This window comes from Wenjunlia tyrosinilytica (genome assembly GCF_014646055.1).
Classification (GTDB): domain Bacteria; phylum Actinomycetota; class Actinomycetes; order Streptomycetales; family Streptomycetaceae; genus Wenjunlia; species Wenjunlia tyrosinilytica.
On sequence record NZ_BMMS01000021.1, the window covers coordinates 116,407 to 140,137 of the forward strand.

Sequence of the window (23,731 nt, forward strand, 5' to 3'; positions counted from 1 at the left end):
GTCGAGGGGCGTCACAGCGCGTCCGGTCCCCGTTCGCCTGTGCGGACTCTCACCGCGGTCTCGACCGGCACGCTCCACACCTTGCCGTCGCCGATCTTCCCGGTGCGGGCGGCCTTGACGATGACGTCGATGAGCTGCTCGGCGTCGTCGTCCTCCACCAGGACCTCGATCCGCACCTTGGGCACGAGGTCGATCGTGTACTCGGCGCCGCGGTAGACCTCGGTGTGGCCGCGCTGGCGGCCGTAGCCGCTGGCCTCGGTGACGGTCAGACCGTTGACTCCGAAGGACTGGAGGGCGTCCTTGACGTCGTCGAGCCGATAGGGCTTCACGACGGCGGTGATGAGCTTCATGCGTCAACCTTCTTCTGCTCGGCCTGGTTCTCGGTCGTGCCGCTTCCGTTCTCCTCGCCGATCGGCAGGACCGGTCCCGTTGCGGGAGTGCGGCCGAGTGAGCCTCCCACGGCGCTGAAGTCGTAGGCGGTCTCGGCGTGGAACGCCTGGTCGACGCCGGCGGTCTCCTCGTCGGCCGTGGCGCGGAAGCCGATCACCAGGTCGACGATCTTGGCGAGGAGGTACGAGGCGACGAACGAGTAGCCGAGGACGGAGAAGGCACCGATCGCCTGCTTGCCGAGCTGGTCGAACCCACCGCCGTAGAACAGGCCCTTGACGTCGCTCTGGACACCGCCGGAGGCGAACAGGCCGATCAGCAGGGAGCCGGTGAGTCCGCCGACGAGGTGGACGCCGATGACGTCGAGGGAGTCGTCGTAGCCGAAGCGGTACTTCAGGCCCACGGCCCAGGCGCACAGGACACCGGCGATGACGCCGACCGCGATGGCACCCATCGGGCTGACGGCGCCGCACGCCGGGGTGATGGCGACGAGGCCCGCGACCGCGCCGGAGGCGGCGCCCAGGGTGGTGAAGCTGCCGTGGCGGATCCGCTCGAAGGCGAGCCAGCCGAGCATGGCGGCGGCGGTGGCGATCTGCGTGTTGAAGAAGGCGACACCCGCGACGCCGTCCTTCACACCGAGCCACGAGCCCGCGTTGAAGCCGAACCAGCCGAACCACAGCAGTCCGGCGCCCAGCATCACCAGCGGGAGGTTGTGCGGGCGCATCGGGTCCTTCTTGAACCCGATCCGCTTGCCGAGCACGAGGATGGCGCCCAGCGCCGCGGCACCGGCGTTGATGTGGACGGCGGTGCCGCCCGCGAAGTCGATGACGCCGAGTTCGAAGAGCCAGCCGCCGGCGCCCCACACCCAGTGAGCGACGGGGAAGTAGACGACGGTGACCCACAGCGTGATGAACAGGGTCCACGCGGTGAACTTCACCCGGTCCGCCAGGGCCCCGCTTATCAGCGCGGGGGTGATCACGGCGAACATGAGCTGGAAGACGGCGAAGACGTAGATGGGAATGGTGTAGCCGGGCCAGAGCTCGGTGAGCCCGATACCGCTGAGGCCCAGGTAGTCACCCTTGCCGATGAAGCCTCCGGCGTCGGTACCGAAGGTAAGGCTGAAGCCGTACAGCACCCACAGGATGGTGACCACCCCGAGGCTGATGAAGCTCATCATGAGCATGTTCAGAACGCTCTTGACCCGCACCATGCCCCCGTAGAAGAAGGCAAGGCCAGGCGTCATCACCATCACAAGAGCGGCGCTGATGATCATGAAGGTGGTGTTACCCGTATCCAATTTGTCCGCGGCCAGGGATACGGTGCTCGCGGCGCTGAGGCCAACCGGCATCGGCGTCTCCTCATCTCGATCCGGCCCAGGGCGGTCAGGGAAGGTGGGCCGGTTTTCGCCATGAGATTGGCGGACGGGGGTTTCAGCGGATGCCATGCGGTGTTTCACCGCAGTGACGAACCCCCCGGGCGTGTTACACGGCCGTGAACTGCCGGATGGGGCGGAGCGCCGCGCGTACCGTGGGCGGCCGCTCCGTACAGCAGCGCCTCTCACGACCCGGTGACCCTGGCGGAGCCCGTCGGCGGCCTGTGCACGGGGCTCCGCGGTGGCCTGCGGCGGGGCTCTGCCGGGGGGAGGAGCACCGGCCGCGGAAGTCTCCCTGTCGACCTGGCGTGGGGGAGCCGAGTCGGGCGGTTCGGGGGCTTCCGCGGCCGGAACCTGCGGGCGTCGGCCGGTGTCCGAGCGGTGAGACGGGCCTGTGCCGACGAAGGGTGCCGGTGGTCGCACCGGCGCTGAGGGCAGGGTCAGACGGCCTGCCTGGCGGGGGTCGGGTCGGAGGGGTCGGGGAGCTCGGAGAGGTGCTCGGCGAGCTCGCGGACCTCGGGGACGTCACCGAAGTCGTTCATGGCGTTGGCGGTCGTACGGCGCAGCCGCGTATTGACCCGCTCGGAGCGGATCCGCTCCGCGACGCCCGCGGCTTCGTATGCGAACGCGGCGGCCTCCTCGGGCTCGCGCTGGAGCAGGTGGACCGTGGACATGCCGATGAGGTTGAACGCCAGGGTGCGCTGCTGGTCGGGGTCCTGGCGGAAGAGTTCGACGGCCTTCTCCATCGCCGGGCGGGCCAGGGAGGCGTAGGCGGGGCTGCGTCCGGCGACGTACGACAGGTCGCGGTAGGAGTGGGCGTTCTCCCCGTACAGCTCGCCCTGCGTGAAGAAGCCGATCCAGTCGGGGTCCTCGCCCGGCCGCGACTCGGTGAAGGTCTCCTCGGCCATGCGCACCGCTCGGTGGCACTTGTTGACCTCGCCCATATTGGCGTAGGCGCGGGCCTCCACCGCGTGCAGCATCGCCTGCGTCCTGGCGGTGGCCGAGTCCCGGCTTCCGTACTGGGCGAGGTGGATGAGCTCGAGGCCGTCCTCGGGGCGGTTGAGGTGGATCATCTGCCGGCCCATCGCGGACAGGACCAGCGCGCCGAGCGGGCGGTCCCCCGCCTCCTTGGCGGCGTGCAGCGCGAGGACGAAGTACTTCTGCGCGGTGGGCTGCATACCGACGTCGTAGCTCATCCATCCCGCGAGGTGGGCGAGTTCCGCGGTGGTGCGGAACAGGCGCTTGGCCACGGGTGCCGGGTGCGACTCCTGGAGGAGGTCGGTGACCTCGTGGAGCTGGCCGACGACGGCCTTGCGGCGCAGCCCTCCCCCGCACTGGGCGTCCCACTGGCGGAACATCACCGTCGTGGTCTCCAACAGGTCCAGCTCGGGCTCGGACAGCCGGGTGCCGCCCCTGCGCACGTCCTGGCGGGGGATCTCGACCACGCCGGTGGCGGTCGGTGCCAGCCAGCGCTGCATCGGCTCGACGAGGGCGGGGCCGGCCGAGAGCGCGAGGGAGGTGCCGAGGAATCCGCGGCGGTTGAGCATCAGGTCGCTGCGGGAGAACTCGTTGATCAGCGAGACGGTCTCGGGTGCCGCCCAGGGCAGGTCGATGCCGGACATCTGCGGCGAGCCGAGGGTGGAACGCAGCCCGAGGTCCTCGACCGACACCACGCTGCCGAAGCGCTCCGAGAACAGCTCGGAGAGGATCTTCGGAATGGGCTCGCGGGGCTGTTCCCCGTCGAGCCAGCGCCGCACCCGCGAGGTGTCGGTGCTGATGTGGTGGGCCCCCATCTGCCGCGCTCTGCGGTTCACCTGGCGTGCGAGCTCGCCCTTCGACCAGCCGCTGCGCATGAACCACGAGCTCAACTGGGCATTGGGCTGCTTCTCACCCACCGGAACGCCCCCATCCCGGGTCTCCCCGCTGCTGTCGCCCGCCGAATTCGCTTCCGGCGGTCGGGCCTGAGAACCGTCACCAGAATGCCCTGTCCCGGGCGTCCTGCCGACACCACGTCAGAGGTCTGTCGGAGGGGGCCCGGGACTCGACCCGAAATCCGGCTCGAAAGCCGACTCGAACGTCGAACGGATGCCATTGCCTCCGGCATACCCGCGGACTGACGCGCCGCCGGGTTCATGCACTGAACGTAATCCCCCGATCACCGGTCCCGCGAGGGAGGTCGCAGAAACGCCACCATTCGCCACCCCTACGGATGAACTCTTCTACCGCATCGCACGATTCACTTGACACATGACGATTGGAGCGCGCGGGGAGAGCCACGAGGCAGCGAGGGGCGCAAGCCTCGAAGGCCGCGCCGCACCGCCGCGGCGCGCGCCGCCACATCCTCGACGCTGTGTCACAGGGGCGTAACCATCGGCTACCACGACCCGTTGGAGGTGACATGGGCATCACGTTGGGCGACATCAGGACCGGCTCGCGCCGCCGCGCCCGCGCCACGGTGTGCAGCACTGTGACCGAGTACACCGGACTGTGGGGCTGGGCCGTCGCACCGGGCACCCGCCTGGTCCGCGGTGACGAGTGCTCGTGCGGGGACGAGCGGTGCGCCGCCCCCGGACGCCACCCGCTGGCCGGGGCCGGTGAGGTGGGGCCCGGATCGACGGCCGACGAGGTGGCGGCCCTGTGGGAGCGGTTTCCCGGGGCGTCGGCGCTCCTTCCGGCCGGGCGCTCCTTCGACGTGCTCGAGGTGTCCGAGGCCGCGGGATGCCGGGCGATGGTCAGGCTGGAGCGGATGGGCACCCGGCTGGGGCCCGTGCTCGCCACGCCCGAGGGCCGGGCGCAGTTCTTCGTGGCGCCGGGCGCCGCCGCGGAGCTGTCCGGGCTGCTGTACAAGATGGGCTGGGACGACGCCGGGCTGGATCTGCGCCCGCTGGGGCTCGGTGACCACGTCACCGCGCCGCCCTCCGAACTCGGGGGGCTGGGGCCGGTCCGCTGGCTGCGCCCGCCGACGCTCGACACCGCCGTGCACCCGCCCGAGGCCCGGCTGGTCCTCGGCACCCTCGCCTACGCCTGCCACCGGGACCGGCGGCCCTTGGCAGGCAGCGGCTCCTGGCTCGTTCCGTCGTAGTCCGAGCGGCCGCCCCGCAAAGAGCGTCGGCCCCTCCCGCCCGGTGGCGGAGGGGCCGACGCTCTTCTGTGCGCTCCTGAGATCGGTGCGCGGCGCACGCTCGGTGCGCTCGGTGCGCTCGGCGTGCTCGGTGCGCTCGGCGCATCGCGGTGCGCGCGGTCTGCGGTGGCGTGCGGCTCACTCGCCGATGAGGGCGTCCACGAAGGCGCCCGGCTCGAAGGGCGCCAGGTCGTCCGGGCCCTCGCCGAGTCCGACGAGCTTGACGGGCACGCCCAGCTCGCGCTGGACCGCGACCACGATGCCGCCCTTGGCCGTGCCGTCGAGCTTGGTGAGCACGATGCCGGTGATGTCGACGACCTCGGCGAAGACCCTCGCCTGGACCAGGCCGTTCTGGCCGGTCGTGGCGTCGAGGACGAGCAGGACCTCGTCGACGGGGCCGTGCTTCTCCACCACCCGCTTGACCTTGCCGAGCTCGTCCATCAGGCCCGTCTTGGTGTGCAGGCGGCCGGCGGTGTCCACCAGGACGGTGTCCGCGCCCTCGGCGATACCTTCCTTCACCGCGTCGAACGCGACGGAGGCGGGGTCCCCGCCCTCCGGCCCGCGCACGGTGCGGGCGCCGACGCGTTCGCCCCAGGTCTGGAGCTGGTCGGCCGCGGCGGCGCGGAAGGTGTCGGCGGCACCGAGCACGACACTGCGGCCGTCGGCGACGAGGACACGGGCGAGCTTGCCCGTGGTGGTGGTCTTGCCGGTGCCGTTGACCCCGACGACCATGACGACGGCCGGGCGCTCCTCGTGACTGTGCGTGTGCAGGCTGCGGTCGGCGTCGGTGCCGATGAGGTGCACCAGCTCCTCGCGCAGCAGGCCGCGCAGTTCGGCGGGGGTGCGGGTGCCGAGGACCTTCACCCGGGTGCGCAGGCGCTCCACGAGTTCCTGCGTGGGCGCCACGCCGACGTCGGCGGTGAGGAGGGTGTCCTCGATCTCCTCCCAGGTGTCCTCGTCGAGGTGCTCACGGGAGAGCAGGGAGAGCAGTCCCTGGCCCAGGGTGTTCTGGGAGCGGGACAGGCGCGAACGCAGCCGCACCAGGCGCCCGGCGGTGGGCTCGGGCACCTCGATGGCGGGCGGGGGCAGGGTCTCGGGAACCCCGGGGATCTCGGGCTCGAGGACGGTGACCGTGCCGGCGTCCGGCAGGTCGACGGACTCCACGGTGCGCTTCGGTGTGTCCCGGGGGACCTCCGCGTCCTCGCCGACCTGCGGCTCGGCGGGCGGCGCGAGCGCGTCCGGCTTGGGGGCGGGAGGGGCGGCGTGCCCCTTGCGGCGCCGCGCCAGGACCAGGCCGCTGAGCCCGCCGAGAACGACCACCGCGATGACTACGGCAAGGATCACAAATTCCATAACGCATCCAGTATCACGGACGCGCGGCCCGGCGCTGGGCGGCGGTTGGGAAGGGACTGCTGGGCCGGACGGTGAGAGGTGATGGGGATGAGACCGCCCGGGGCGGCGCCGGAGAACGGAAGGGACAGCGGCTGCCGGGCGGCCGGGGCCGCGAGGAACGGCACTGCGGGCCGATGGCGCCTCGGCCGCTGTGCGGCGGCTGGATGGGAAGGGCGCCGCCGTGGACGGGGCCGGTAGGCGGGGTGGGAAAGACGTTGCCGTGGGGCGGGGCCGGTGGGCGGGGTGGCACGGGCGCCTACCGTGGGCAGGGCCGGTCGGCGGGGTGGCTGCGGAGGCAGCCGTCGGTGGGATCGGTCGGCTGGGTGGGTGGGTAGGGGGCCCGGCTGCGGGCGGGGGCCGGTCGGCGGGGTGGCTGCGGAGGCAGCCGTAGACGGGGCCGGTCGGCGGGGTGACACGGGGGTCGCCATGGGCGGGTCCGGTCGGCGGAGTGGCACGGGCGCCAACCGTGGGCCGGGTCCGGTCGGCGGAGTGGCACGGGCGCCAACCGTGGGCGGGGGCCGGTCGGCGGGGTGGGAAAGGCGCCGCCGTGGGCGGGGCCGGTCGGCGGGGTGGCTGCGGGGGCGGCCGGGCCGAAGGGGGGCGGCACCCGCCCGGCAGGCACCCTTCGTGGGACGAGGGAGCGCTTCCCCCCTGCTCCGCTGCAGGGGGCGCTTCCCCGTTGGGTCTGCGTGAGCATTGAAAGCTGACGATGTGTCAGCTACCTTGCCCCGGACATCTTCCGCTGGGGAGGGGTGCGGCGTGGTGGTTTCCAATGTTCGGTTCAATCTCGTGCAGCCGGGGTTGGCGACCGAGGAACTGGCCGAGCGGTACCGGGCGGCCGTGGAGATGGCCGCGGCGGCCGACGGCAGTGGGGTCGACACCATCACGCTCGAGGAGCACCACGGCGCCGACGACGGATGGCTGCCCTCGCCCCTGGCCCTCGCCGGGCTCATGCTCGGGCGGACCCGGCGGATCGGGGTCACCGTTTGCGCGTTGATCACCCCGCTCTACGACCCATTGCGCCTCGCCGAGGATCTGGCCGTGCTCGACCTCGCCGGGGGCGGTCGGCTGATGGCGGTGGCCGGGATCGGCTACCGGCCGCAGGAGTACGCCGCGCACGGGCGGGACTGGCACGCGCGCGGGAAGCTCCAGGACGAGTCGCTGGAGACGCTGCTCGCGGCGTGGAGCGGTGAGCCGTTCGAGCACCGGGAGCGCACCGTGCGGGTCACTCCTCCCCCGGCGACGCGCCCGCATCCGCTCCTGCTCGTCGGCGGGGCCTCCAAGGCGGCCGCGCGCCGGGCCGCCCGCCTGGGGCTGCCTTTCTTCCCCTCCGCGCATCTGCCGGAGTTGGAGGAGTACTACCACGCCATGCGCGCCGAGTACGGGACGGAGGGCTGGTGCCTGCTGCCCCCCGCCACCACCGCGTTGCTGCACATCACCGAGGACCCCGACCGGGCCTGGGCAGAGTACGGGAAGCACCTGCTCCACGAGGCCGCCGTCTACGCCGGGTGGCAGACGCCCGAGACCCGTTCCGCCGTGAAGTCGGCCGCCGCCACCGCCGAGGAGCTGAGGGCCGAGGGCGTGTACCGGATGCTGACTCCGGACGAGTGCGTGGCGTTCGCCGAGGAACAGGGGCCGGGCGCCGCCCTCGTCCTGCACCCGCTGTGCGGCGGAATGCCCGTGGACGAGGGCTGGCGCAGCCTCCATCTGTTCACCGAGCGGGTCCTGCCCAGGCTGAAGGACTAGGCCGCTGACGGAACGGGCCGGCGGAACAGGCCGGACCTCAGCCCATCTCCTCCAGCTTCTTGCCCTTCGTCTCGGGCACGAACTTCAGCACGAAGAAGAACGACAGCACGGCGAATCCGGCGTATGCGATGTACGTGGCCGACAGGTTCCAGTCCGACAGCGACGGGAACGTCACCGTGATCGCCCAGTTGGCCAGCCACTGCGCCGACGCGGCGATGCCGAGGGCGGCGGCGCGGACGCGGTTGGGGAACATCTCACCGAGCAGGACCCAGACCACCACACCCCAGGACAGGGCGAAGAAGAGCACGAAGACATGCGCGGCGATGAGCGCCACCGTGCCCTGCGTGTCCGGGATGGAGATGTCCTGGCCGGTGCCGCTCTTGTAGGAGAACGCCCATGAGGCGGCCGCCAGCGACAGCGCCATGCCGGCGGAGCCGACCAGCGCCAGGGGCTTGCGGCCGACCCGGTCGACCAGCGCGATGGCGATGAAGGTGCCGATCAGGTTGATGATCGAGGTGGAGAGGCTGATCAGGAGGGAGTTGCTGGTGTTGATGCCCACCGACTGCCACAGCGCCGAGGAGTAGTAGAAGATCACATTGATGCCGACGAGCTGTTGGAACACCGACAGCAGGATGCCGACCCAGACGATCGGGAGCAGGCCCCACCTGCCGCCGAGCAGGTCGGAGAGCTTCGGCTCGTGGTCGCTGCGCAGCAGTTGTTCGATCTCGGCGACCCGCGTGTCGAGGTCCACGTCCGAACCCTCCACGTCGGCGAGGACCTTGCGGGCCTCGTCGTGGCGCCCGGCCGAGATCAGATACCGCGGCGACTCGGGGATCGTGAGCGACAGCACCCCGTAGAGCGCGGCCGGGACGACCATCACACCGAGCATCCACTGCCAGGCCTCGATGCCGAGGATCGTGTTCGTGGTCTCACCGCCGGCGGCCTGGGCGACGGCGTAGTTGGCGAGCTGGGAGATCACGATGCCCACGACGATGCCGAGTTGCTGGAGCGAGCCGAGGCGGCCCCGGTACGCCGGGGGCGCCACCTCGGCGATGTAGGCGGGGGCGATGACCGAGGCCATACCGATCCCGATGCCGCCGACGACCCTCCAAAAGCCCAGGTCCCAGAGGGAGAAGGGGAACATCGAGCCGATCGCGCTCGCCGTGAACAGCACGGCCGCGATCTGCATCGAGCGGATACGACCGAGCCGGTCGGCCAGTCGCCCGGCGAACGCGGCGCCGAAGGCGCAGCCGAGCAGCGCCACGGAGACGACGAGGCCGGTCTCACCGCTGCCGACCCCGAAGTGGGACTTGATGCCGGTGACGGCGCCGTTGATGACGGCGCTGTCGTAGCCGAACAGGAAGCCGCCCATCGCGGCCGCCGCGGTGATGAAGACGACATGGCCGAGATGGTCGGGGTGGGCGCTGCGGCCCTGCGGGTCCATCGGCGGGGCGGTGCTGGTCAACGCTTGCTCCTGGCGGTCCGGCGCCTGTGCCGGACCTGTGGCTCGGGCCTTCGGCGGCAGCCGGTCGGGACCCGAGCACGGCTATCACTCGAAAGCAAAGACAACGCAACGGACACTATGCCTTCAACTTCCGAACACAAATCATGAGCGAGAGTGCCATGGAAGCTGCGCTTCCGCGCATACCCGCGGCGGCAACCTTCACTCCATGACATTTGCTGCACGGCCCCGAGCCGCTGCGAAAGCGGTCCCTACGAGGCCCGGTCCAGCCTCTGGCTGATGACCTTCGAGACCCCGTCACCCTGCATCGACACACCGTAGAGCGCGTCGGCGACCTCCATCGTCCGCTTCTGGTGGGTGATCACGATCAGCTGCGAGCTCTCCTGGAGCTCGCGCATGATCCGGATCAGCCGCTGGAGGTTGGTGTCGTCGAGCGCCGCCTCGACCTCGTCCATGACGTAGAAGGGGCTCGGCCGGGCCTTGAAGATCGCCACCAGCAGGGCCACCGCCGTCAGGGACCGCTCCCCGCCGGAGAGCAGCGAGAGCCGCTTGACCTTCTTGCCGGGTGGCCGCGCCTCCACCTCCACACCGGTGGTGAGCATGTCCGAGGGGTCGGTGAGGATCAGCCGCCCCTCACCGCCGGGGAACAGCCGGGAGAAGACGCCCTCGAACTCCCTCGCGGTGTCGTGGTAGGCCGCGGTGAAGACCTGCTCCACCCGCTCGTCGACCTCCTTGACCACCGTCAGCAGGTCGGCGCGGGTCTTCTTCAGGTCCTCGAGCTGCTCGGTCAGGAACTTGTGCCGCTCCTCCAGCGCCGCGAACTCCTCCAGCGCCAGCGGGTTGACCTTGCCGAGTTGGGCGTAGGCACGCTCCGCCGCCTTCAGCCGCTTCTCCTGCTCGGCCCGTGCGTACGGCCTCGGCTGCGGGTCCTCGGGCGCCTGCTCCCCCTCCGCCGGGGGCGAGGGCGGAACGAGGACCTGGGGACCGTACTCGTTTACGAGCCCGTCCGCCTCGATGCCGTGCTCCTCCAGCGCCTTGGTCTCCAGCTGCTCGATGCGCATGCGCTTCTCCGCGCCGAGCACCTCGCCCCGGTGCACCGAGTCGGTGAGCTTGTCCAGCTCCGACTTCAGGTCCCGGCCGCGCGAACGCTCCAGGCCCAGCTCCTGTTCGCGTTCGGCGCGCACCTGCTGGGCGAGTTCCCGTTCGCGTTCCGCGCGGACGAGGGAGACCTCGATGAAGCGCAGCAGGTCCCTCGAGCCCGCCAGCACCGCGGTCGCGACCGAGGCCTCGCGCTCCATGCGGGCCCGGCGCGCGGCTGCCTGCGCTCGTGCCTCGCGCTCCATGCGGGCCGCTCGGTCCAGTCCGTCCGCCCGTCCGGCGAGTCCCTTGACCCGCTCCTCGTGGGTGCGCACCTGGAGGCGCGCCTCCATCTCGGTCTGGCGGGCGTTGGCGCCGTCGGCGGCGAGGCGGTCGCGGGCCGCGGTGTCGGGCTCCTCCTCGGCCGGCTCCTCCTCGGCGTAGTCGAGCCGGGCGGACAGCTCCTCGTAACTCGCCCTCGCCTTCTCCAGCGACTCCTCCGCCCTGGCCACGGAGGCGGCCAGCCGCTCGGCCTCACCCGCGGCGCCGCGGGCCTGCCCGCCGAGGCGCCCGAGCGCCTGCGCGTACGAGGACTTCTCCTTCTCGGCCGCGCGCCGCCGCTGGGTCAGCTCCTCGACCCGCGCCTGCGCGTTCCTGCGGGCTTCCCCTGCCTCGGCCTGGTCGACGGCGGCCTGCTCGCAGCGAGTCTCGAGCTCCTCCAGCCGGGACGCGGCCTCGTCGACCGCCGCCTGCACCTCCAGCAGGCTGGGCGCCCCGGCGGACCCGCCGTGGGCGAAGTGGCCGCTGAGCAGGTCACCCTCCGCGGTCACGGCGGTCAGGGAGGGGTGGTGGGAGACCAGCGTCTCCGCGGCGTCCAGTGTGGGCACGGCGACGATGCCGCGCAGCATCGCGCGCACCGCGGGCAGCAGTCCTTCCGGCCCGCCGACCAGTTCCTCCGCCCACCGTGCGTCCGGCGGCAGCGGCGGACGGGGAGCGGTGCCGGGCCAGGGAGCGGTTTCCGGGGCGCCTTCGAGCAGGAGCGCGGCCCGCCCGGCGTCGTCCTTGCGCAGCAGGCGCAGCGCCTCGGCCGCGGCAGCGGTTCCCGAGACGGCGACCGCGTCGGCGGCGACGCCCAGCGCCGAGGCGACGGGCACCTCGTACCCGACCGCCACCGTCAGGAGTTCGGCGGCCGGGCCGAGCAGGCCGGTGAGCCGGTCGGCGGCCAGCAGCGCCCCCGTGCCGTCCTTGCGCCGCAGGCCCATGGCCAGGGCCTCGTGCCGGGCCTGGAGCGCGGCCCGCTGCCGCTCCGCCGACGACTTCTCCTCCCGGGCGCGGCCGAGCGCCTCCTCGGCCCCGGCGAGGCGCCGCTTGGCCTCTTCGAGCTCGTCCTCCATGTCGGCGCCGCCCTCGTCGAGGCCGTCCACCTGCGCCTGGAGCTGCTCGTACTCCTCCTGCGCGGCCTGCGCGCGCGCCAGGGCCTCGTCGCCGGCGGACCTGAGCCGGCCGATCTCGGCCTCGGCGGCGCCCACCTGGCTGCGGGCGGCGTTGACCTGGCCGTGCAGCCGGGCCAGGCCCTCGCGCCGGTCGGCGATGGCCCGGGCGGCCGCCTTCAGGCGCTTCTCCTCCTCGACCAGCTCGCGTTCGAGGTGGGCGCGGTGGTCCACGGTGTCGTCGAGGGCGCGCTGCGCCGCCTCCAGCGCGTCCTTGAGCTCCGCCTCCTGCTCGCGGATGCGGGCGGCCTCGCGCTCCATGTCCTCGGGGTCGCGGCCGCGCCGCTCCTGCTCGGGCGCGGCGGTGGCGTGCTTGACGCGCTGCTCGGCGAGGCCGATGGTCCCGCGCACCCGCTCCGCCGCCTGGGAGAGCCGGTACCAGGTGTCCTGCGCACGGGTGAGCCGGGGCGCGAGCTCGCGCACCTGCGACTCCAGATACGCCTCGCGCTGCTGGGCTGCGGCCAGCTCCTCCTCGACCGACTCCTTGCGTGCCTTGAGCGCGGCCTCGTCGGCGACCTCCGCCCGCAGCGCCTTGCGCAGGGTGACGAGGTCGTCGGCGAGCAGCCGCAGCCGGGCGTCGCGCAGGTCGGCCTGGATGACGGCGGCGCGGCGGGCGACCTGGGCCTGGCGGCCGAGTGGCTTGAGCTGGCGGCGCAGCTCGTTGGTGAGGTCCTGGACGCGGGCGAGGTTGGCCTGCATCGCGTCCAGCTTGCGCAGCGCCTTCTCCTTGCGCTTGCGGTGCTTGAGGACCCCGGCGGCCTCCTCGATGAACGCGCGTCGCCCGGCCGGGTCCGCGTGGAGCACGGAGTCGAGCTGTCCCTGGCCGACGATCACGTGCATCTCGCGGCCGATGCCGGAGTCGGAGAGCAGTTCCTGGATGTCGAGCAGGCGGCAGGTGTCACCGTTGAGCTGGTACTCGCTGCCGCCGTTGCGGAACATCGTCCGCGTGATGGTGACCTCGCTGTAGTCGATCGGCAGGGCGCCGTCGGTGTTGTCGATGGTCAGGCTCACCTCGGCGCGGCCGAGCGGCGGGCGGCCGGTGGTCCCGGCGAAGATGACGTCCTCCATCTTCCCGCCGCGCAGGGATTTGGCGCCCTGCTCGCCCATCACCCAGGACAGGGCGTCGACGACATTGGACTTGCCGGAGCCATTGGGGCCGACGACGCAGGTGATACCCGGCTCGAAGCGCAAGGTGGTCGCGGAGGCGAACGATTTGAAACCGCGAAGGGTCAAGCTCTTCAAGTGCACGCCGAGCTCTCCTCCTCTTGGACCTGTTTGTCTGGCTTGGCCGGGGTGTCTGCGCAGGCTCGGACTCTACCGGTCGCGGAGGGCTCCACAGCGGTTTCACCGCCGTGGCCAGGGGGCACATCAAAGGTGAAGGCTCAGTGGATGATCAGTCAGTGGATGATCAGGGGGATCACGGGGAAGCGCTCACAGCGAGCGCGAGGGCCCATCATTCGAACGACTCGTACAGGACGACCGGCGCACGGGGCGCTCGGCGCACACACGGAAAGCGGGGGAACCAGGCCCGGCGGACGACCACCGGGCCGTTTGAGCGGCCGGACGACTGACAGGCCGCACGCCAGCCGCGGGAATTTCAGCAATGACAGCGGCGGCAATGACAGCGGCAGGAATGGCAGCGGCGGGAATGACAGAAGGGACGCCGAAGCGTCCCTTGGGATTTGCCGAACGGCGAGAGCACAGCCCGCCCGTCCCTGGCACGGGACGGATCAGGTGAGCGCAGGCTCCGCCTGGGGTACGTCGATGCTGCGGAGCAGCGCCTCTTCACGCGATGCGGCAGCGAGCGCGTCGTTCTCGGACTGGATCCGTACGAGCTCGGACTCAAGGTCCTGTACGCGCTGCTGGAGCCTTCGCATCTCGGAGAGGAGTCGCGGGTCGGGACCGCCGACGTAACCGAGAAGCGCCTTTGCCATGATGGATGGTCCTCCACGCTGAGTGACCGACCGGGAGCGGTTGGGTCGAGAAGGGTTCGCACCCGCTATGTGCGCGCCTACACATCGTTCCGTACTTGCAGACAGCGGAGTGCGCGGGCTTTCAGCGTCTCACCAAATGGTTTGAGGGTCAACACGATCACAGCGCGTTATTCGCGACCGCCCAGGCGCAGAACGGGGGCACTCCCCCGCGCGCGGCGGTCCGGCGGCCGTGGCGATCATTGGCGATCATCCTCAGGCCCCGGAGTTAAGCACGGTCCTCCCGGATTGGCAACCTCCCGTTCGGCAGCGCCCGATGGACTCCTCTGCCGCCCGCCCGGTCCCCGCCGGACGGTGCCCGCCGGGAGGGGATCTCAGCGGATGGCGAATCCGTCGTAGCCACCACGGGGTTCGCCCCACAGGTCGGCCACGCCGACGACCTGTCCGGGCGTGTCGGGCGCCGTCCGCAGAAGCTCCAGAAGGCGCTCGCAGTACTCGCGCGGCCCCTCCGCCACGACCTGGACCCTGCCGTCGTCGAGGTTGCTCGCGTAGCCGAGAACGCCGATCTCCAGGGCCCGGGCACGGGTCCACCAACGGAATCCGACGCCCTGCACATCTCCCCGAACCCAGGCAGTAAGCCGGACATTGCTGCTCATATTCGCCACGCTATACCGGTAACGAACCCTCTTCACAGCGGCACCTCCCGTATCTGGTCTAGAGTCCACGCCGAGGCCATTCACTCCTTCGAGTGATCTCCCCAATCTGACTCTGACGGAGGCGACAGATGGGCCGCCACAGCCGTAACCGCGTCGGCGCCGTTTCCGATGCCATGCCGGCGTCCGCTCGGCACCGGGGTCACAGAAGCCCCCGGCGTCGTTCCGGCAGCCCGGTGCGAACGGGTTTCCTCGCCACATCCGCAGCTCTGGCTGTCGGAGCGGTGGCCATGGGCAGCGGGCTCATTCCCGGCCCCTCGGGACTTCCCGGCAATGTGAGCGCGTTCGGGGGCGGCAACGGCCCTGCGCAGCCGCTGCCGCCCGGGTCCTCGACCGGTCCCGACGGTTTCTCCGGCGCCCCGGTGGACCCGGGGTCCCACACCGCTCCCCCGGCGCCGGGCCGCGGTTCAACGCGCACACCGGCCCCGCCGAGCAGCCCGACGCAGACGAGCCCGACACGGACCCCTTCAGCGCCGAGGCCCTCCCACACCAGGCCCCCCTCGACCCCTTCCGCGCCCACCACCAAGCGGCCGACGACTCCGCCGCCGGTGACGAAGAAGCCCAAGCCCGGGAAGCCGACGAAGAAGCCCAAGGAGACGCAGCCGCCGGGTCCGAGCACCGGTGACGCGGCGGAGGCGGCCGTGGTCTCGCTGGTCAACATCGAGCGGGCCAAGGCGGGGTGCAAGCCCCTGAAGCCGTCCGGTGGGCTGGCGGACCTCGCGGGCGCGTTCAGCCTCGACATGGCGCTGCGCGGCTTCTTCGACCACACCGACCCCGATGGGCTCACCCCGTGGGACCGCGCCTCGGCGGCGGGCATCACGACGCTCGGCGGCGAGAACATAGCCAGGGGCCAGGCGGACGCCGAAGCGGTGATGGCGGCCTGGATGGGCAGCCCCGGCCACCGGGCCAACATCCTCAACTGCGACTACAAGACGATAGGCGTGGGTGTCCAGAACGGCCTCGGCGGCCCGTGGTGGACCCAGGAGTTCGGCTACTGACCGGACCACCGTCCCGGTGGCGGCAGCCCCGGTCGGCGCAACGCCGACCCGGTAGCGCCAGCCACGGACAGGCGCAGCCCTGGGCTTGCGCAGCGCTGGACAGGCACAGCCCTGGCCGGGGCCAGCGCTGGACTGGCGGGGCGCCGGACAGGCACAGCCCTGGGCAAGGCCAGCGCTGGACAGGCGCTGCGCTGGACTGGCGCAGCCCTGGGCTTGCGCAGCGCTGGACAGGCAGAGCCCCGGTCGGGCCAACGCTGGACAAGCACAGCCCCGGACAGGCACAGCCCTGGCCGGGACCAACGCTGGACAAGCACACCCCCGGTCGAGCCAACGCTGGACAAGCACAGCCCCCGACAAGCACAGCCCTGGACAGGCACAGCCCTGGCCGGGACCAACGCTGGACAAGCACAGCCCCCGACAGGCGCAGCCCTGGAAAGGCACAGCCCTGGCCGGGGCCGGCGCTGGGCAGGCGCGGCCCCCATCGGCGCTGCCGCGGTGGATCCTGCCTCGCTCCCGCTCGGGTGCGGGGCTGTGAGGGCGCGCGGGACCGTTGGCCCGGGGGCGGCCGGGAGGCCGCCCGCGTCAGCGGGGCACAGCGCAGACCAAGTGGGCTGCCTCGGGGACACGGGAACGCGTCAGGAGGTGCGCGCGGGAGCGGTCCACCGTGTCCCAGACCGCTATGCCGGAGCCGGCCTGCCCCTCGCCGCCCACCAGGAAGAGCACCCGCGCGCCGCGGCCGACCACGCCGCGCGGGTCGGCCGAGGAGGCGCCCTCGCTGCCCGGGACGAGGACGGAGCGGCCCGTGTACAGATCGGCGTAGGCCAGCGCCGTCTGCTCGCCGTCGGCCGTTCGGACCACCATCGCGAAGCCGCCGTCGGCGAACGCGAACCGGCCTGCCCGCGGCGGGCCGGGCAGTGTCCAGCCCTCGGGCAGGGTGACCGCGGTGCGGACGGCCTCGCCGCGCTGGTTGACCTGGATGACGACGAGTCGCAGGTCCAGGGCCACGATCGCGTCGCGGCCGTACGCGAGGACGCGGTCCACATGGAAGCCGGTGCCACGGCGCCCCGGCCACTCCACGTGGAGTTCGTAACCGCCCGCGCGCGGGAGCGACGGATCCCCGGAGTCCGCGAACAGCACCCCGGTGTCGGCCCGTGCCACGGGGCCGGGGAAGACCCGGTCGTCCAGCAGCGCCACCGGCACCCGGGAGTCGGCGCTGCGCCGGCTCAGGTCGATCATCCGCACCGTACGCGGCGCGGCCTCGGCGCCCCTGCGCACCCTCACCCCGGCGTCGGGGGTACCCACGCCCTCCTTCGAGACCGTCCAGACCTGCTCTCCGCGGTATCCGAGCAGCCTGATGAACGGGGGAACGGTGTCCACCTCGCCCATCAGCCCGGGTTCACGCAGCGCCGGGCGGCTCTCCCCCGCCGCCCACATGCGCTGGACGACCGCGCGGCCGCCCCTGCCGTCCGACGGCACGGCGCACGGGTCGAGGCCCTCGGGGACGTCCAGGAGCGTCCCACGCAGCGGCACACTGCGTTCCCGGACGCCGGGGCCCATGCGGGCCAGCACCGTGCCTCCGCCGGGGAAGCCGTCCTCGCCCATGGCCACGATGGCGTCCACGTCGGCGTCGCTCAGCACGGGGCCGGGTGTGCCGGGCAGGGTGCGGCTGCGGGCGGAGTCGGGCCGCCCGTGCTCGGCGTGCATGGTGACGAATCCGTACCAGGCGAGCAGGAGCCCCGCGACGGTGGCGGCGGTCAGTCGCAGCCCTCGCCGGAGCTGCGCGGTCCCCCACTCGCGGTCCCCGCCCCCGCCTTCGAGCACCTCCGGCATGGGCTCATGGTGACGCACCGGTCCGCCGATGTAACTACCCCGTGCTCACCTCGGCCCCGGGGGAAGGGCCGCTGGGCCCCCAGGGAAGGGTCGCCTCAGCCGCGCGGGAGCCGCGGTGGCCGCTGGCATCTGGGGCAGTAGTAGCTCGAGCGGTTCATGAACGGGCGCCGGCGGACCGGGGTGCCGCAGCGGCGGCAGGGCTCGTCCTCGCGCCCGTAGACGTCGAGCGAGCGGTCGAAGTAGCCGCTCTCGCCGTTGACGTTGACGTACAGGCTGTCGAAGCTCGTACCGCCGGCCTCCAGCGCCTGGCCCATCACCGCGCGGACCGCCGCCACCAGCTCGGCGGTGCGCGGGCGGGTCATCGAGCCGGTCGGCCGGTCGAAGTGCATCCGGCAGCGCCACAGCGCCTCGTCGGCGTAGATGTTGCCGACGCCGCTGATGAGCGACTGGTCCAGCAGCGCCCGCTTGAGCCCGGTACGGCGGCGGCGCAGCGCGATGTGGAAGACGTCCTCGTCGAAGTCCGGGTCGAGGGGGTCGCGGGCGATGTGCGAGATGGCCAGCGGGGTGGCCTCGGGGTCGCCGGGCCGGGCCTCGTGCACGGAAAGGCCGCCGAAGGTGCGCTGGTCGACGAACCGCAGCTGCATGCCCCCGTCGGTGAACGAGATCCTGATCCGCAGATGCGTCTCGTCGGGCGAGTCCGCGGGCCGCACCAGGAGCTGCCCGCTCATGCCGAGATGGCCGAGCAGGGAGAAGTCGGTCTCCTCGATCGGCAGCCACAGGTACTTGCCCCTGCGGTAGGCGGGGCCGAGGCGGTGGCCGACCAGAGCGGCTGCGAAGTCCTCCCCTCCGCCCACCTGGCGGCGCACCGCGCGCGGGTGGAGGACGTCCACGGCGGCCACGGTCCGTGCGCTGACCCAGCGGTCCAGGCCGCGCCTGACCACCTCGACCTCGGGAAGCTCGGGCACGTGCCCCTCCTTGCGTCGTCCGGTGCGCGTCCGCCGCCCCGGTGCGGCTCCGGCGATTCCGGTGCGGCTTGCTGCAAACGCAGAAACCCACCGCCCTGGGGACGGTGGGGTTGTGCGTCGTGCGGGTGTCCGGCGATCAGAGCGCGGCCGTCTCGGCGCTGTCCGCCGATCCGGCCTTGCCGCCCTTTTCCCCGTACTGGTCGCGGATGGCGTGCCAGGCGGCCTGTGCCGCCTTCTGCTCCGCTTCCTTCTTGCTCCGGCCCACCCCGGACCCGTAGTCCTCGCCACCGACCCGGGCGCGCGCCGTGAACGTCTTCTCGTGGTCGGGTCCCGACTCACTGACGACGTACTCGGGGACGCCGATGCCCGCCGTGGCCGTGAGCTCCTGGAGACTGGTCTTCCAGTCCAGGCCCGCGCCCAGGTTGGAGGACTCCTCGATCAACGGATCGAAGAGCCGGTGCACCAGCTCGGAGGCCGCCTCCAGGCCGCGGTCGATGTAGACCGCGCCGATCACGGCTTCGAGGGTGTCGGCCAGGATCGAGGACTTGTCCCGTCCTCCGGTCCCTTCCTCACCGCGTCCCAGCCGGATGAACCTTCCCAGCTCGAGGCCGCGGCCGACGCCCGCCAGCGCACGCGAGTTGACCACCGCGGCCCGGAGCTTGGCCAACTGGCCCTCCGGGAGGTCCGGGTGGATGCGGTACAGCGTGTCCGTGACCACGAGGCCGAGCACGGAGTCCCCCAGGAACTCCAGCCGCTCGTTGGTCGGCAGTCCGCCGTTCTCGTACGCGTAGGAACGGTGCGTCAGCGCACGCACCAGAAGGGCGGGCTCGAGGGTGTACCCGAGCCGCCCTTCCAGGAGTGCGTGGGACGAGGCCTTGTCGGGCGGTCCGTCCCCGCCTGAGCGGGGCGAGCGCTTCTTCGGCGCTGTGCCGTCTGACATCGAGCCTGTCACCCGCCGATCAGACCTCGAGGACCTGACGACGGTTGTAGGTGCCGCAGCTCGGGCACGCGATGTGCGCCAGCTTCGGCTCGCGGCAGCGGTCGCACGCCACGAGAGCCGGAACCGCAGCCTTCCACTGCGAACGGCGGTGACGCGTGTTGCTGCGCGACATCTTCCGCTTCGGAACAGCCACGGCTACTTCTCCTGGTTCTCGTCGGGGGCCTCCCGGCCACCGATGGGTTCGTCCTTTTCGCCATCCTCAGCAGAGGCGGCGAATCCCTGCAGAGCCGCCCACCGGATGTCGACGGTCTCGTGGTGGTGGCCGGGGTCGTCCGACAGCCTGGCTCCGCATTCGGAACACAGGCCGAGGCAGTCCTCCCGGCACACCGGCTGCAGCGGCAGTGCGAGCACCACCGCGTCACGCAGCACGGGCTCGAGGTCGAACATGTCGCCCTCGAGAACAAGCACCTCCTCCTCGTCGCCCTCCTCGGCATCGCTGCCGCGGTCATCGGCGTCGGGGTAGGAGTACATCTCCTGGAACTCCGCTTCGAGCTCCCGCTCGAGCGGATCCAGACAGCGTACGCATTCTCCCTTGAGCGGTGCGGTGGCGGTACCCGTGACGAGCACGCCCTCCATCACCGACTCGAGTCGCATCTCCAGCTCGACCGTCGCGCCTTCGGGGACGCCGATCACCTCGACGCCGAGGTCCGCCGGAGCCGAGATCGTACGGGAAACCCGCTTCATCGACCCAGGCCGTCGCCCCAGCTCGCGTGTGTCGAACACGAGCGGGTCGCGGTGGTCTAGGCGGTTCAGGGCTTCCTGCTCTCGGATCATCCCCCGCCGGGGCGGAGAGTGCGGTTCTCGGACATCGCTCCCGTGCCGCAAGGGATGCGGTACTCGGGCAGCCGACATCACCGGCGCTTCAGAGGCCGGAGGTGTCAGGATACTGGACAAGCTCCGCGAGCCCAACTTCGGGCCCCGCCGAGGGACTGCGGCCCCGGCTTCCCTGCCGGCCCCGGCCCCCGTACCGGGCCCGGCGGTCCCGATCCGGACCCCGGCGGCCTCGGTCCGGTCCCCCGGCGGCCTCGGCAGTCCTCGGCAGTCCTCGGCTCAGCCCCGGCCGTCGAGTTCCCGCAGGCGCTGGACGTCGATCACGGAAGTGTCGAAGAAGCTGGTCTCGTCCAGGCTCCCGCCGCCGTACCCGGCCTGGGGCTGCTGGTACTGCTGGGGGTCCTGCTGCGCCTGGGCCCCCTGCTGGGGATCGAGCGGCTGGGCCTGCCGGCCGTATCCGTCCTGGGCGTAGCCCTCCTCGCCGTACTGCGGCTGCGCCTGGGGCTGCCAGCCGTAGTTCGGGTCGTAGTAGCCGTCCTGGGGGTACTGCTGGGGGGCCGGCGGCTGGGGCTGCTGGGGATCCTGCTGTGACTGGGCCGCCGCGCCGTAGCCGTCCTGCGGGTAGCCGCCGTACGTGTACGGCGAGCCGTCGTAGGCGGCGGGCTGCTGGGGGATCTGCGGGGCGGCGGGCACCGCGGCGAGGGCGGCCACGTAGTCGACGTCGCTCTGCCCGGCGTGCGCGGAGTGCTCCTCGCCGATCGAGGAGTAGTCGGCGAGCTCGTCCATGGGACGGTGCCCGAGCAGCTTCTTGCGGCCCCTGCCGACGGCCTCGAGCGTCTTGCCCAGCACGGCCTCGAAGCTGCGCAGCTTGGTGTCGACGTACTCGTCGGCCCGGCGCCGTAGCTCCATCGGGTCGGTGGAGCGCTCGGGGACGTCCGCGTCGGGCTCGCCCCGCTCGTCCACCCCCGGGCCGCGGCCGAGCAGCTTCTCGCGGCCGCGGTCGACGGCGCCGAGGGTCTTGGTCAGCACGACCTCGAAGTTGGCCAGTTTGCTGTCGACGTAGTCGTCGGCCTCGGCACGGATCTCCTCGGCCTCGCGGCGGGCGTCGGACAGGATGCGGTCCGCCTCGCCCTGGGACTGGCGGGCCACCTGGGTGTCCGAGATGAGCGAGCCCCGCTCGGCGTGCGCCGACTGGAGGATCCGCTCGGCCTCGCGGCGGGCCTCCTCGACCACCTGCTCCCGGTCGCCGAGCACCGCCCGCGCCTGGGCGAGGGAGTCCGGAAGGACCGCTCTGACCTCCTCCAGCATGGCTAGCAGCTCGGCGCGGTTGACGACGCAGGAGGCCGACATCGGCATGGAACGGGCGCCCTCAACAGCCGCGACGATCTCGTCGAGCTTCTTCTGCACGTCCACTACAGCTCAGTCTTTCCTCGGGCCCGCCGACTGGAGCGGGTGCGGATGGAGTCGAGGAAGACTCTACGACCACCGGGCCGCTCGAGCGGAGGTCAGTCCGAAGCCAGCTTCCTGCGCAGCGCGGCCAGCACCGTGGGCGGAACGAGGTGCGAGACGTCTCCGCCCCATGTGGCCACCTCCTTGACCAGGCTGGAGGACAGGAAGCTGTAGGTGGGGTTGGTGGGGACGAACAGGGTCTCCACGCCGGACAGGCCGTTGTTCATCTGGGCCATCTGCAACTCGTAGTCGAAGTCGCTGACGGCTCGCAGCCCCTTGACGATCGCGGGGATGTCGCGCTGCTTGCAGAAGTCGACGAGGAGGCCGTGGAACGCCTCCACCTCGACATTCCCGAATTCGGCGGTGACTTCCTCGATGAGCGCTATCCGCTCCTCGACGGTGAACAGGCCCTGCTTCGCCTTGTTGATCATCACCGCGACGTGGACGACGTCGTAGAGCTTGGCGGCCCGCGCGATGATGTCGAGGTGGCCGTTGGTGATGGGGTCGAACGAACCCGGACAGACGGCTCGGCGCACTGGTGATTCCTCGCTCTCCGACGTATGACGGCGGCCCGCCCCGCCCGTCATGCGGCGCGACCGTACCAAAGCGTGCCCTCGCCGTAACGACGGGCCCGCAGCGCCTCGAAACCGGCCGGCCAGTGAAACTCTCCGCCCCTGCTGCTGCGTTCCACGGTGGCCAGCGCGCCCTCGTCGAGCCACCCCTCCACGAGGAGTGTGAGGAGGATCTCCCGTACGTCGTCGTCCGCCATCGAGTACGGCGGGTCGAGGAAGACGACGTCGTACGGAGTCCGCGGGGCCCCGGCCGCCGCGATCCGCTCGGCCTTGGCCGCGCGGACCTCGGCGCCGGGCAGGCCGACGGCGCGGACGTTCTCCCGGATGGTACGGGCGGCGCGTGAGTCGGCCTCGACGAGGAGGACGTGCTCCGCCCCGCGGGAGAGGGCCTCGAGTCCTACGGCTCCGGAGCCGCCGTAGAGGTCGAGCACCCGTGCACCGCGCAGACCGCCGCGCAGCGACTCCCAGGTGGAGAACAGTCCTTCGCGTGCCCGGTCGGAGGTCGGGCGGGTGCCCTGCCCTGGAGGCACGGCCAGGCGGCGGCCGCCCGCCGCTCCGGCGATCACGCGGGTCATGAGAGTCGCTTCCTTCGGCCTTCGGCATGGGTGCGCGCAGCCCGCGCCCGTCCATTATCGGGCGCGGGCCGCACTTCGCGCGCCGCCCCGCGGCGGCTGGGCGTCAGCCCTCCGCCTGCTCCTGCGGTGTGCCCAGGAGGGCGGGCGAGGCGTAGCGCGACCACGACAGGCAGCCGTCGGGCGGGCAGTACTCCGGGCGGCGCGGCTCGTGCCCGAGCTCACGCAGCTTGGTGCGCACGGAGTCCGGGGTACGCCCGAAGCGGGCGGCTATCCGGGCGATGGTGTCGCCGTCGTGGAAGCGGCGCAGCAGCTCCTCCTCGTGCTGCGGGACCCACGGGGCGCCGTGCCCGGGGAAGAGCTCGCGCAGGACGTCGCGGTCCGGAATGGGCTCGGCCACCTCGGCGACGATGGCGAGGGCGCGCAGCGCGCGGTTGAGCGCGATGCGCAGGGCGGCGACGTCCTGCATGGGCATCGTGAGCTCCCCGCCGGCGATGGGCTCGGCGGTGCCGCCTTCCGCGTCCTCCCGCCAACCGGTGAGATTGAGGGTCACCGTGCTGTCGTCGTCGCTGGCGAGCTCGATCCGGAAGACCTTGTCGCCCAGCGGCAGTTCATTGAGATGACGAAACGCCATTTTCCAGCCCCCAAATGCCCAACCATGCCGATTCCCTGGCGGATCGGCTCGGACTGGTCCCATTGTGCCGCGCAGGTCCGACAATCCTGACGTGCCGTCAGATCCCATACGGAGGGAGCGGGGTCGGCCCCCGGGCCGACCCCGGCGCCCCGACGGCGGAAGGAGGCGGGCCAAAGGTACGGCAGCGCCGACAGCGCAGCGTGACGCCGCCCACCTCGGCCCCGTCGGCGGGCCCGGGGGCCGCCGCAC

At 71.9% G+C, this 23,731-nt stretch carries 20 protein-coding genes; 3 read left to right on the forward strand and 17 right to left on the reverse strand.

The genetic code is table 11. The annotated features are described in order from the left end of the window. Positions 1 to 11: 11 nt before the first annotated feature. The 3 genes from IEY86_RS23325 to nsdA all read right to left on the reverse strand — a co-directional run bounded on the left by IEY86_RS23325 (position 12) and on the right by nsdA (position 3,654). The gene (locus IEY86_RS23325; protein ID WP_189133779.1) at positions 12 to 350 is read right to left on the reverse strand and encodes a P-II family nitrogen regulator; all 339 of its coding nucleotides are present in this window, start codon (positions 348 to 350) and stop codon (positions 12 to 14) included. After that, complete coding sequence (locus IEY86_RS23330; protein ID WP_189133780.1) at positions 347 to 1,735, reverse strand: ammonium transporter; 1,389 nt, start codon at positions 1,733 to 1,735, stop codon at positions 347 to 349. The genes IEY86_RS23325 and IEY86_RS23330 overlap by 4 nt, the downstream gene beginning before the upstream one ends. 464 nt (positions 1,736 to 2,199) lie before the next feature. Beyond that, complete coding sequence (gene nsdA, locus IEY86_RS23335) at positions 2,200 to 3,654, reverse strand: transcriptional repressor NsdA (protein WP_189133781.1); 1,455 nt, start codon at positions 3,652 to 3,654, stop codon at positions 2,200 to 2,202. Between the two features lie 503 nt (positions 3,655 to 4,157). Between nsdA and IEY86_RS23340 the strand changes: the two genes are divergently transcribed. Further along, complete coding sequence (locus tag IEY86_RS23340; RefSeq protein WP_189133782.1) at positions 4,158 to 4,841, forward strand: bifunctional DNA primase/polymerase; 684 nt, start codon at positions 4,158 to 4,160, stop codon at positions 4,839 to 4,841. Between the two features lie 177 nt (positions 4,842 to 5,018). On the opposite strand, the gene ftsY is transcribed toward IEY86_RS23340, so the two are convergent. Beyond that, positions 5,019 to 6,233 (reverse strand): signal recognition particle-docking protein FtsY, encoded by a 1,215-nt coding sequence (gene ftsY / locus IEY86_RS23345; RefSeq protein WP_189133783.1) that lies wholly within the window; start codon positions 6,231 to 6,233, stop codon positions 5,019 to 5,021. 798 nt (positions 6,234 to 7,031) lie between these two features. Between ftsY and IEY86_RS23350 the strand changes: the two genes are divergently transcribed. Next, positions 7,032 to 8,018, forward strand: a complete 987-nt coding sequence (locus tag IEY86_RS23350) for an LLM class flavin-dependent oxidoreductase (protein WP_189133784.1) — start codon at positions 7,032 to 7,034, stop codon at positions 8,016 to 8,018. 37 nt (positions 8,019 to 8,055) lie between these two features. On the opposite strand, the gene IEY86_RS23355 is transcribed toward IEY86_RS23350, so the two are convergent. The 4 genes from IEY86_RS23355 to IEY86_RS23370 all read right to left on the reverse strand — a co-directional run bounded on the left by IEY86_RS23355 (position 8,056) and on the right by IEY86_RS23370 (position 14,634). Continuing rightward, entirely contained in the window at positions 8,056 to 9,483 is a 1,428-nt protein-coding gene (locus IEY86_RS23355; RefSeq protein ID WP_229698685.1) for a sugar porter family MFS transporter, read from the reverse strand. A gap of 248 nt (positions 9,484 to 9,731) precedes the next feature. Further along, positions 9,732 to 13,295, reverse strand: coding sequence for a chromosome segregation protein SMC (gene smc / locus IEY86_RS23360; protein WP_189133785.1), 3,564 nt, complete (start codon positions 13,293 to 13,295; stop codon positions 9,732 to 9,734). A 482-nt stretch (positions 13,296 to 13,777) separates the two neighbouring features. Next, positions 13,778 to 13,981, reverse strand: coding sequence for a hypothetical protein (locus IEY86_RS23365; RefSeq protein WP_189133786.1), 204 nt, complete (start codon positions 13,979 to 13,981; stop codon positions 13,778 to 13,780). 371 nt (positions 13,982 to 14,352) lie between these two features. Beyond that, positions 14,353 to 14,634, reverse strand: coding sequence for an acylphosphatase (locus tag IEY86_RS23370; protein WP_189133787.1), 282 nt, complete (start codon positions 14,632 to 14,634; stop codon positions 14,353 to 14,355). A 605-nt stretch (positions 14,635 to 15,239) separates the two neighbouring features. Between IEY86_RS23370 and IEY86_RS36645 the strand changes: the two genes are divergently transcribed. Further along, positions 15,240 to 15,689 carry a CAP domain-containing protein gene (locus IEY86_RS36645; RefSeq protein WP_265805315.1) on the forward strand — a complete coding sequence of 150 codons (450 nt, stop codon included), beginning with the start codon at positions 15,240 to 15,242 and terminating at the stop codon, positions 15,687 to 15,689. A gap of 582 nt (positions 15,690 to 16,271) precedes the next feature. Here IEY86_RS36645 and IEY86_RS23380 read toward each other — a convergent pair. The 9 genes from IEY86_RS23380 to IEY86_RS23420 all read right to left on the reverse strand — a co-directional run bounded on the left by IEY86_RS23380 (position 16,272) and on the right by IEY86_RS23420 (position 23,482). Next, the gene (locus tag IEY86_RS23380) at positions 16,272 to 17,519 is read right to left on the reverse strand and encodes a hypothetical protein (RefSeq protein WP_189133789.1); all 1,248 of its coding nucleotides are present in this window, start codon (positions 17,517 to 17,519) and stop codon (positions 16,272 to 16,274) included. A 95-nt stretch (positions 17,520 to 17,614) separates the two neighbouring features. Then, on the reverse strand, positions 17,615 to 18,484 hold the full coding sequence (gene mutM / locus IEY86_RS23385) for a bifunctional DNA-formamidopyrimidine glycosylase/DNA-(apurinic or apyrimidinic site) lyase (protein ID WP_189133790.1): 870 nt from the start codon (positions 18,482 to 18,484) through the stop codon (positions 17,615 to 17,617). A 136-nt stretch (positions 18,485 to 18,620) separates the two neighbouring features. Next, positions 18,621 to 19,424 carry a ribonuclease III gene (rnc, locus tag IEY86_RS23390; protein WP_189133791.1) on the reverse strand — a complete coding sequence of 268 codons (804 nt, stop codon included), beginning with the start codon at positions 19,422 to 19,424 and terminating at the stop codon, positions 18,621 to 18,623. Positions 19,425 to 19,443: 19 nt separating this feature from the next. After that, on the reverse strand, positions 19,444 to 19,617 hold the full coding sequence (rpmF, locus tag IEY86_RS23395; protein WP_189133792.1) for a 50S ribosomal protein L32: 174 nt from the start codon (positions 19,615 to 19,617) through the stop codon (positions 19,444 to 19,446). 2 nt (positions 19,618 to 19,619) lie between these two features. After that, on the reverse strand, positions 19,620 to 20,258 hold the full coding sequence (locus IEY86_RS23400) for a YceD family protein (RefSeq protein WP_189133793.1): 639 nt from the start codon (positions 20,256 to 20,258) through the stop codon (positions 19,620 to 19,622). Between the two features lie 276 nt (positions 20,259 to 20,534). Further along, on the reverse strand, positions 20,535 to 21,668 hold the full coding sequence (locus IEY86_RS23405) for a F0F1 ATP synthase subunit B (protein ID WP_189133794.1): 1,134 nt from the start codon (positions 21,666 to 21,668) through the stop codon (positions 20,535 to 20,537). A gap of 92 nt (positions 21,669 to 21,760) precedes the next feature. After that, a complete protein-coding gene (gene coaD / locus IEY86_RS23410; RefSeq protein WP_229698686.1) occupies positions 21,761 to 22,240 on the reverse strand; it encodes a pantetheine-phosphate adenylyltransferase in 480 nt (159 codons plus the stop codon). Positions 22,241 to 22,287: 47 nt separating this feature from the next. Continuing rightward, entirely contained in the window at positions 22,288 to 22,851 is a 564-nt protein-coding gene (gene rsmD / locus IEY86_RS23415) for a 16S rRNA (guanine(966)-N(2))-methyltransferase RsmD (protein ID WP_189133796.1), read from the reverse strand. 103 nt (positions 22,852 to 22,954) lie between these two features. Next, complete coding sequence (locus IEY86_RS23420; RefSeq protein WP_189133797.1) at positions 22,955 to 23,482, reverse strand: hypothetical protein; 528 nt, start codon at positions 23,480 to 23,482, stop codon at positions 22,955 to 22,957. Between the last annotated feature and the right edge of the window lie 249 nt (positions 23,483 to 23,731).

Excerpts from the sequence above, each read along its gene's own strand:
- IEY86_RS23420 (WP_189133797.1), bottom strand. The coding sequence starts at position 23,482 with ATGGCGTTTCGTCATCTCAATGAACTGCCGCTGGGCGACAAGGTCTTC.
- IEY86_RS23380 (WP_189133789.1), bottom strand. The coding sequence starts at position 17,519 with ATGCCGGAGGTGCTCGAAGGCGGGGGCGGGGACCGCGAGTGGGGGACC.
- rnc (WP_189133791.1), bottom strand. The coding sequence starts at position 19,424 with ATGTCAGACGGCACAGCGCCGAAGAAGCGCTCGCCCCGCTCAGGCGGG.
- IEY86_RS23365 (WP_189133786.1), bottom strand. The coding sequence starts at position 13,981 with ATGGCAAAGGCGCTTCTCGGTTACGTCGGCGGTCCCGACCCGCGACTC.
- IEY86_RS23325 (WP_189133779.1), bottom strand. The coding sequence starts at position 350 with ATGAAGCTCATCACCGCCGTCGTGAAGCCCTATCGGCTCGACGACGTC.
- ftsY (WP_189133783.1), bottom strand. The coding sequence starts at position 6,233 with ATGGAATTTGTGATCCTTGCCGTAGTCATCGCGGTGGTCGTTCTCGGC.
- IEY86_RS23400 (WP_189133793.1), bottom strand. The coding sequence starts at position 20,258 with ATGATCCGAGAGCAGGAAGCCCTGAACCGCCTAGACCACCGCGACCCG.
- rsmD (WP_189133796.1), bottom strand. The coding sequence starts at position 22,851 with ATGACCCGCGTGATCGCCGGAGCGGCGGGCGGCCGCCGCCTGGCCGTG.
- IEY86_RS23330 (WP_189133780.1), bottom strand. The coding sequence starts at position 1,735 with ATGCCGGTTGGCCTCAGCGCCGCGAGCACCGTATCCCTGGCCGCGGAC.
- IEY86_RS23370 (WP_189133787.1), bottom strand. The coding sequence starts at position 14,634 with ATGAGCAGCAATGTCCGGCTTACTGCCTGGGTTCGGGGAGATGTGCAG.
- IEY86_RS23340 (WP_189133782.1), top strand. The coding sequence starts at position 4,158 with ATGGGCATCACGTTGGGCGACATCAGGACCGGCTCGCGCCGCCGCGCC.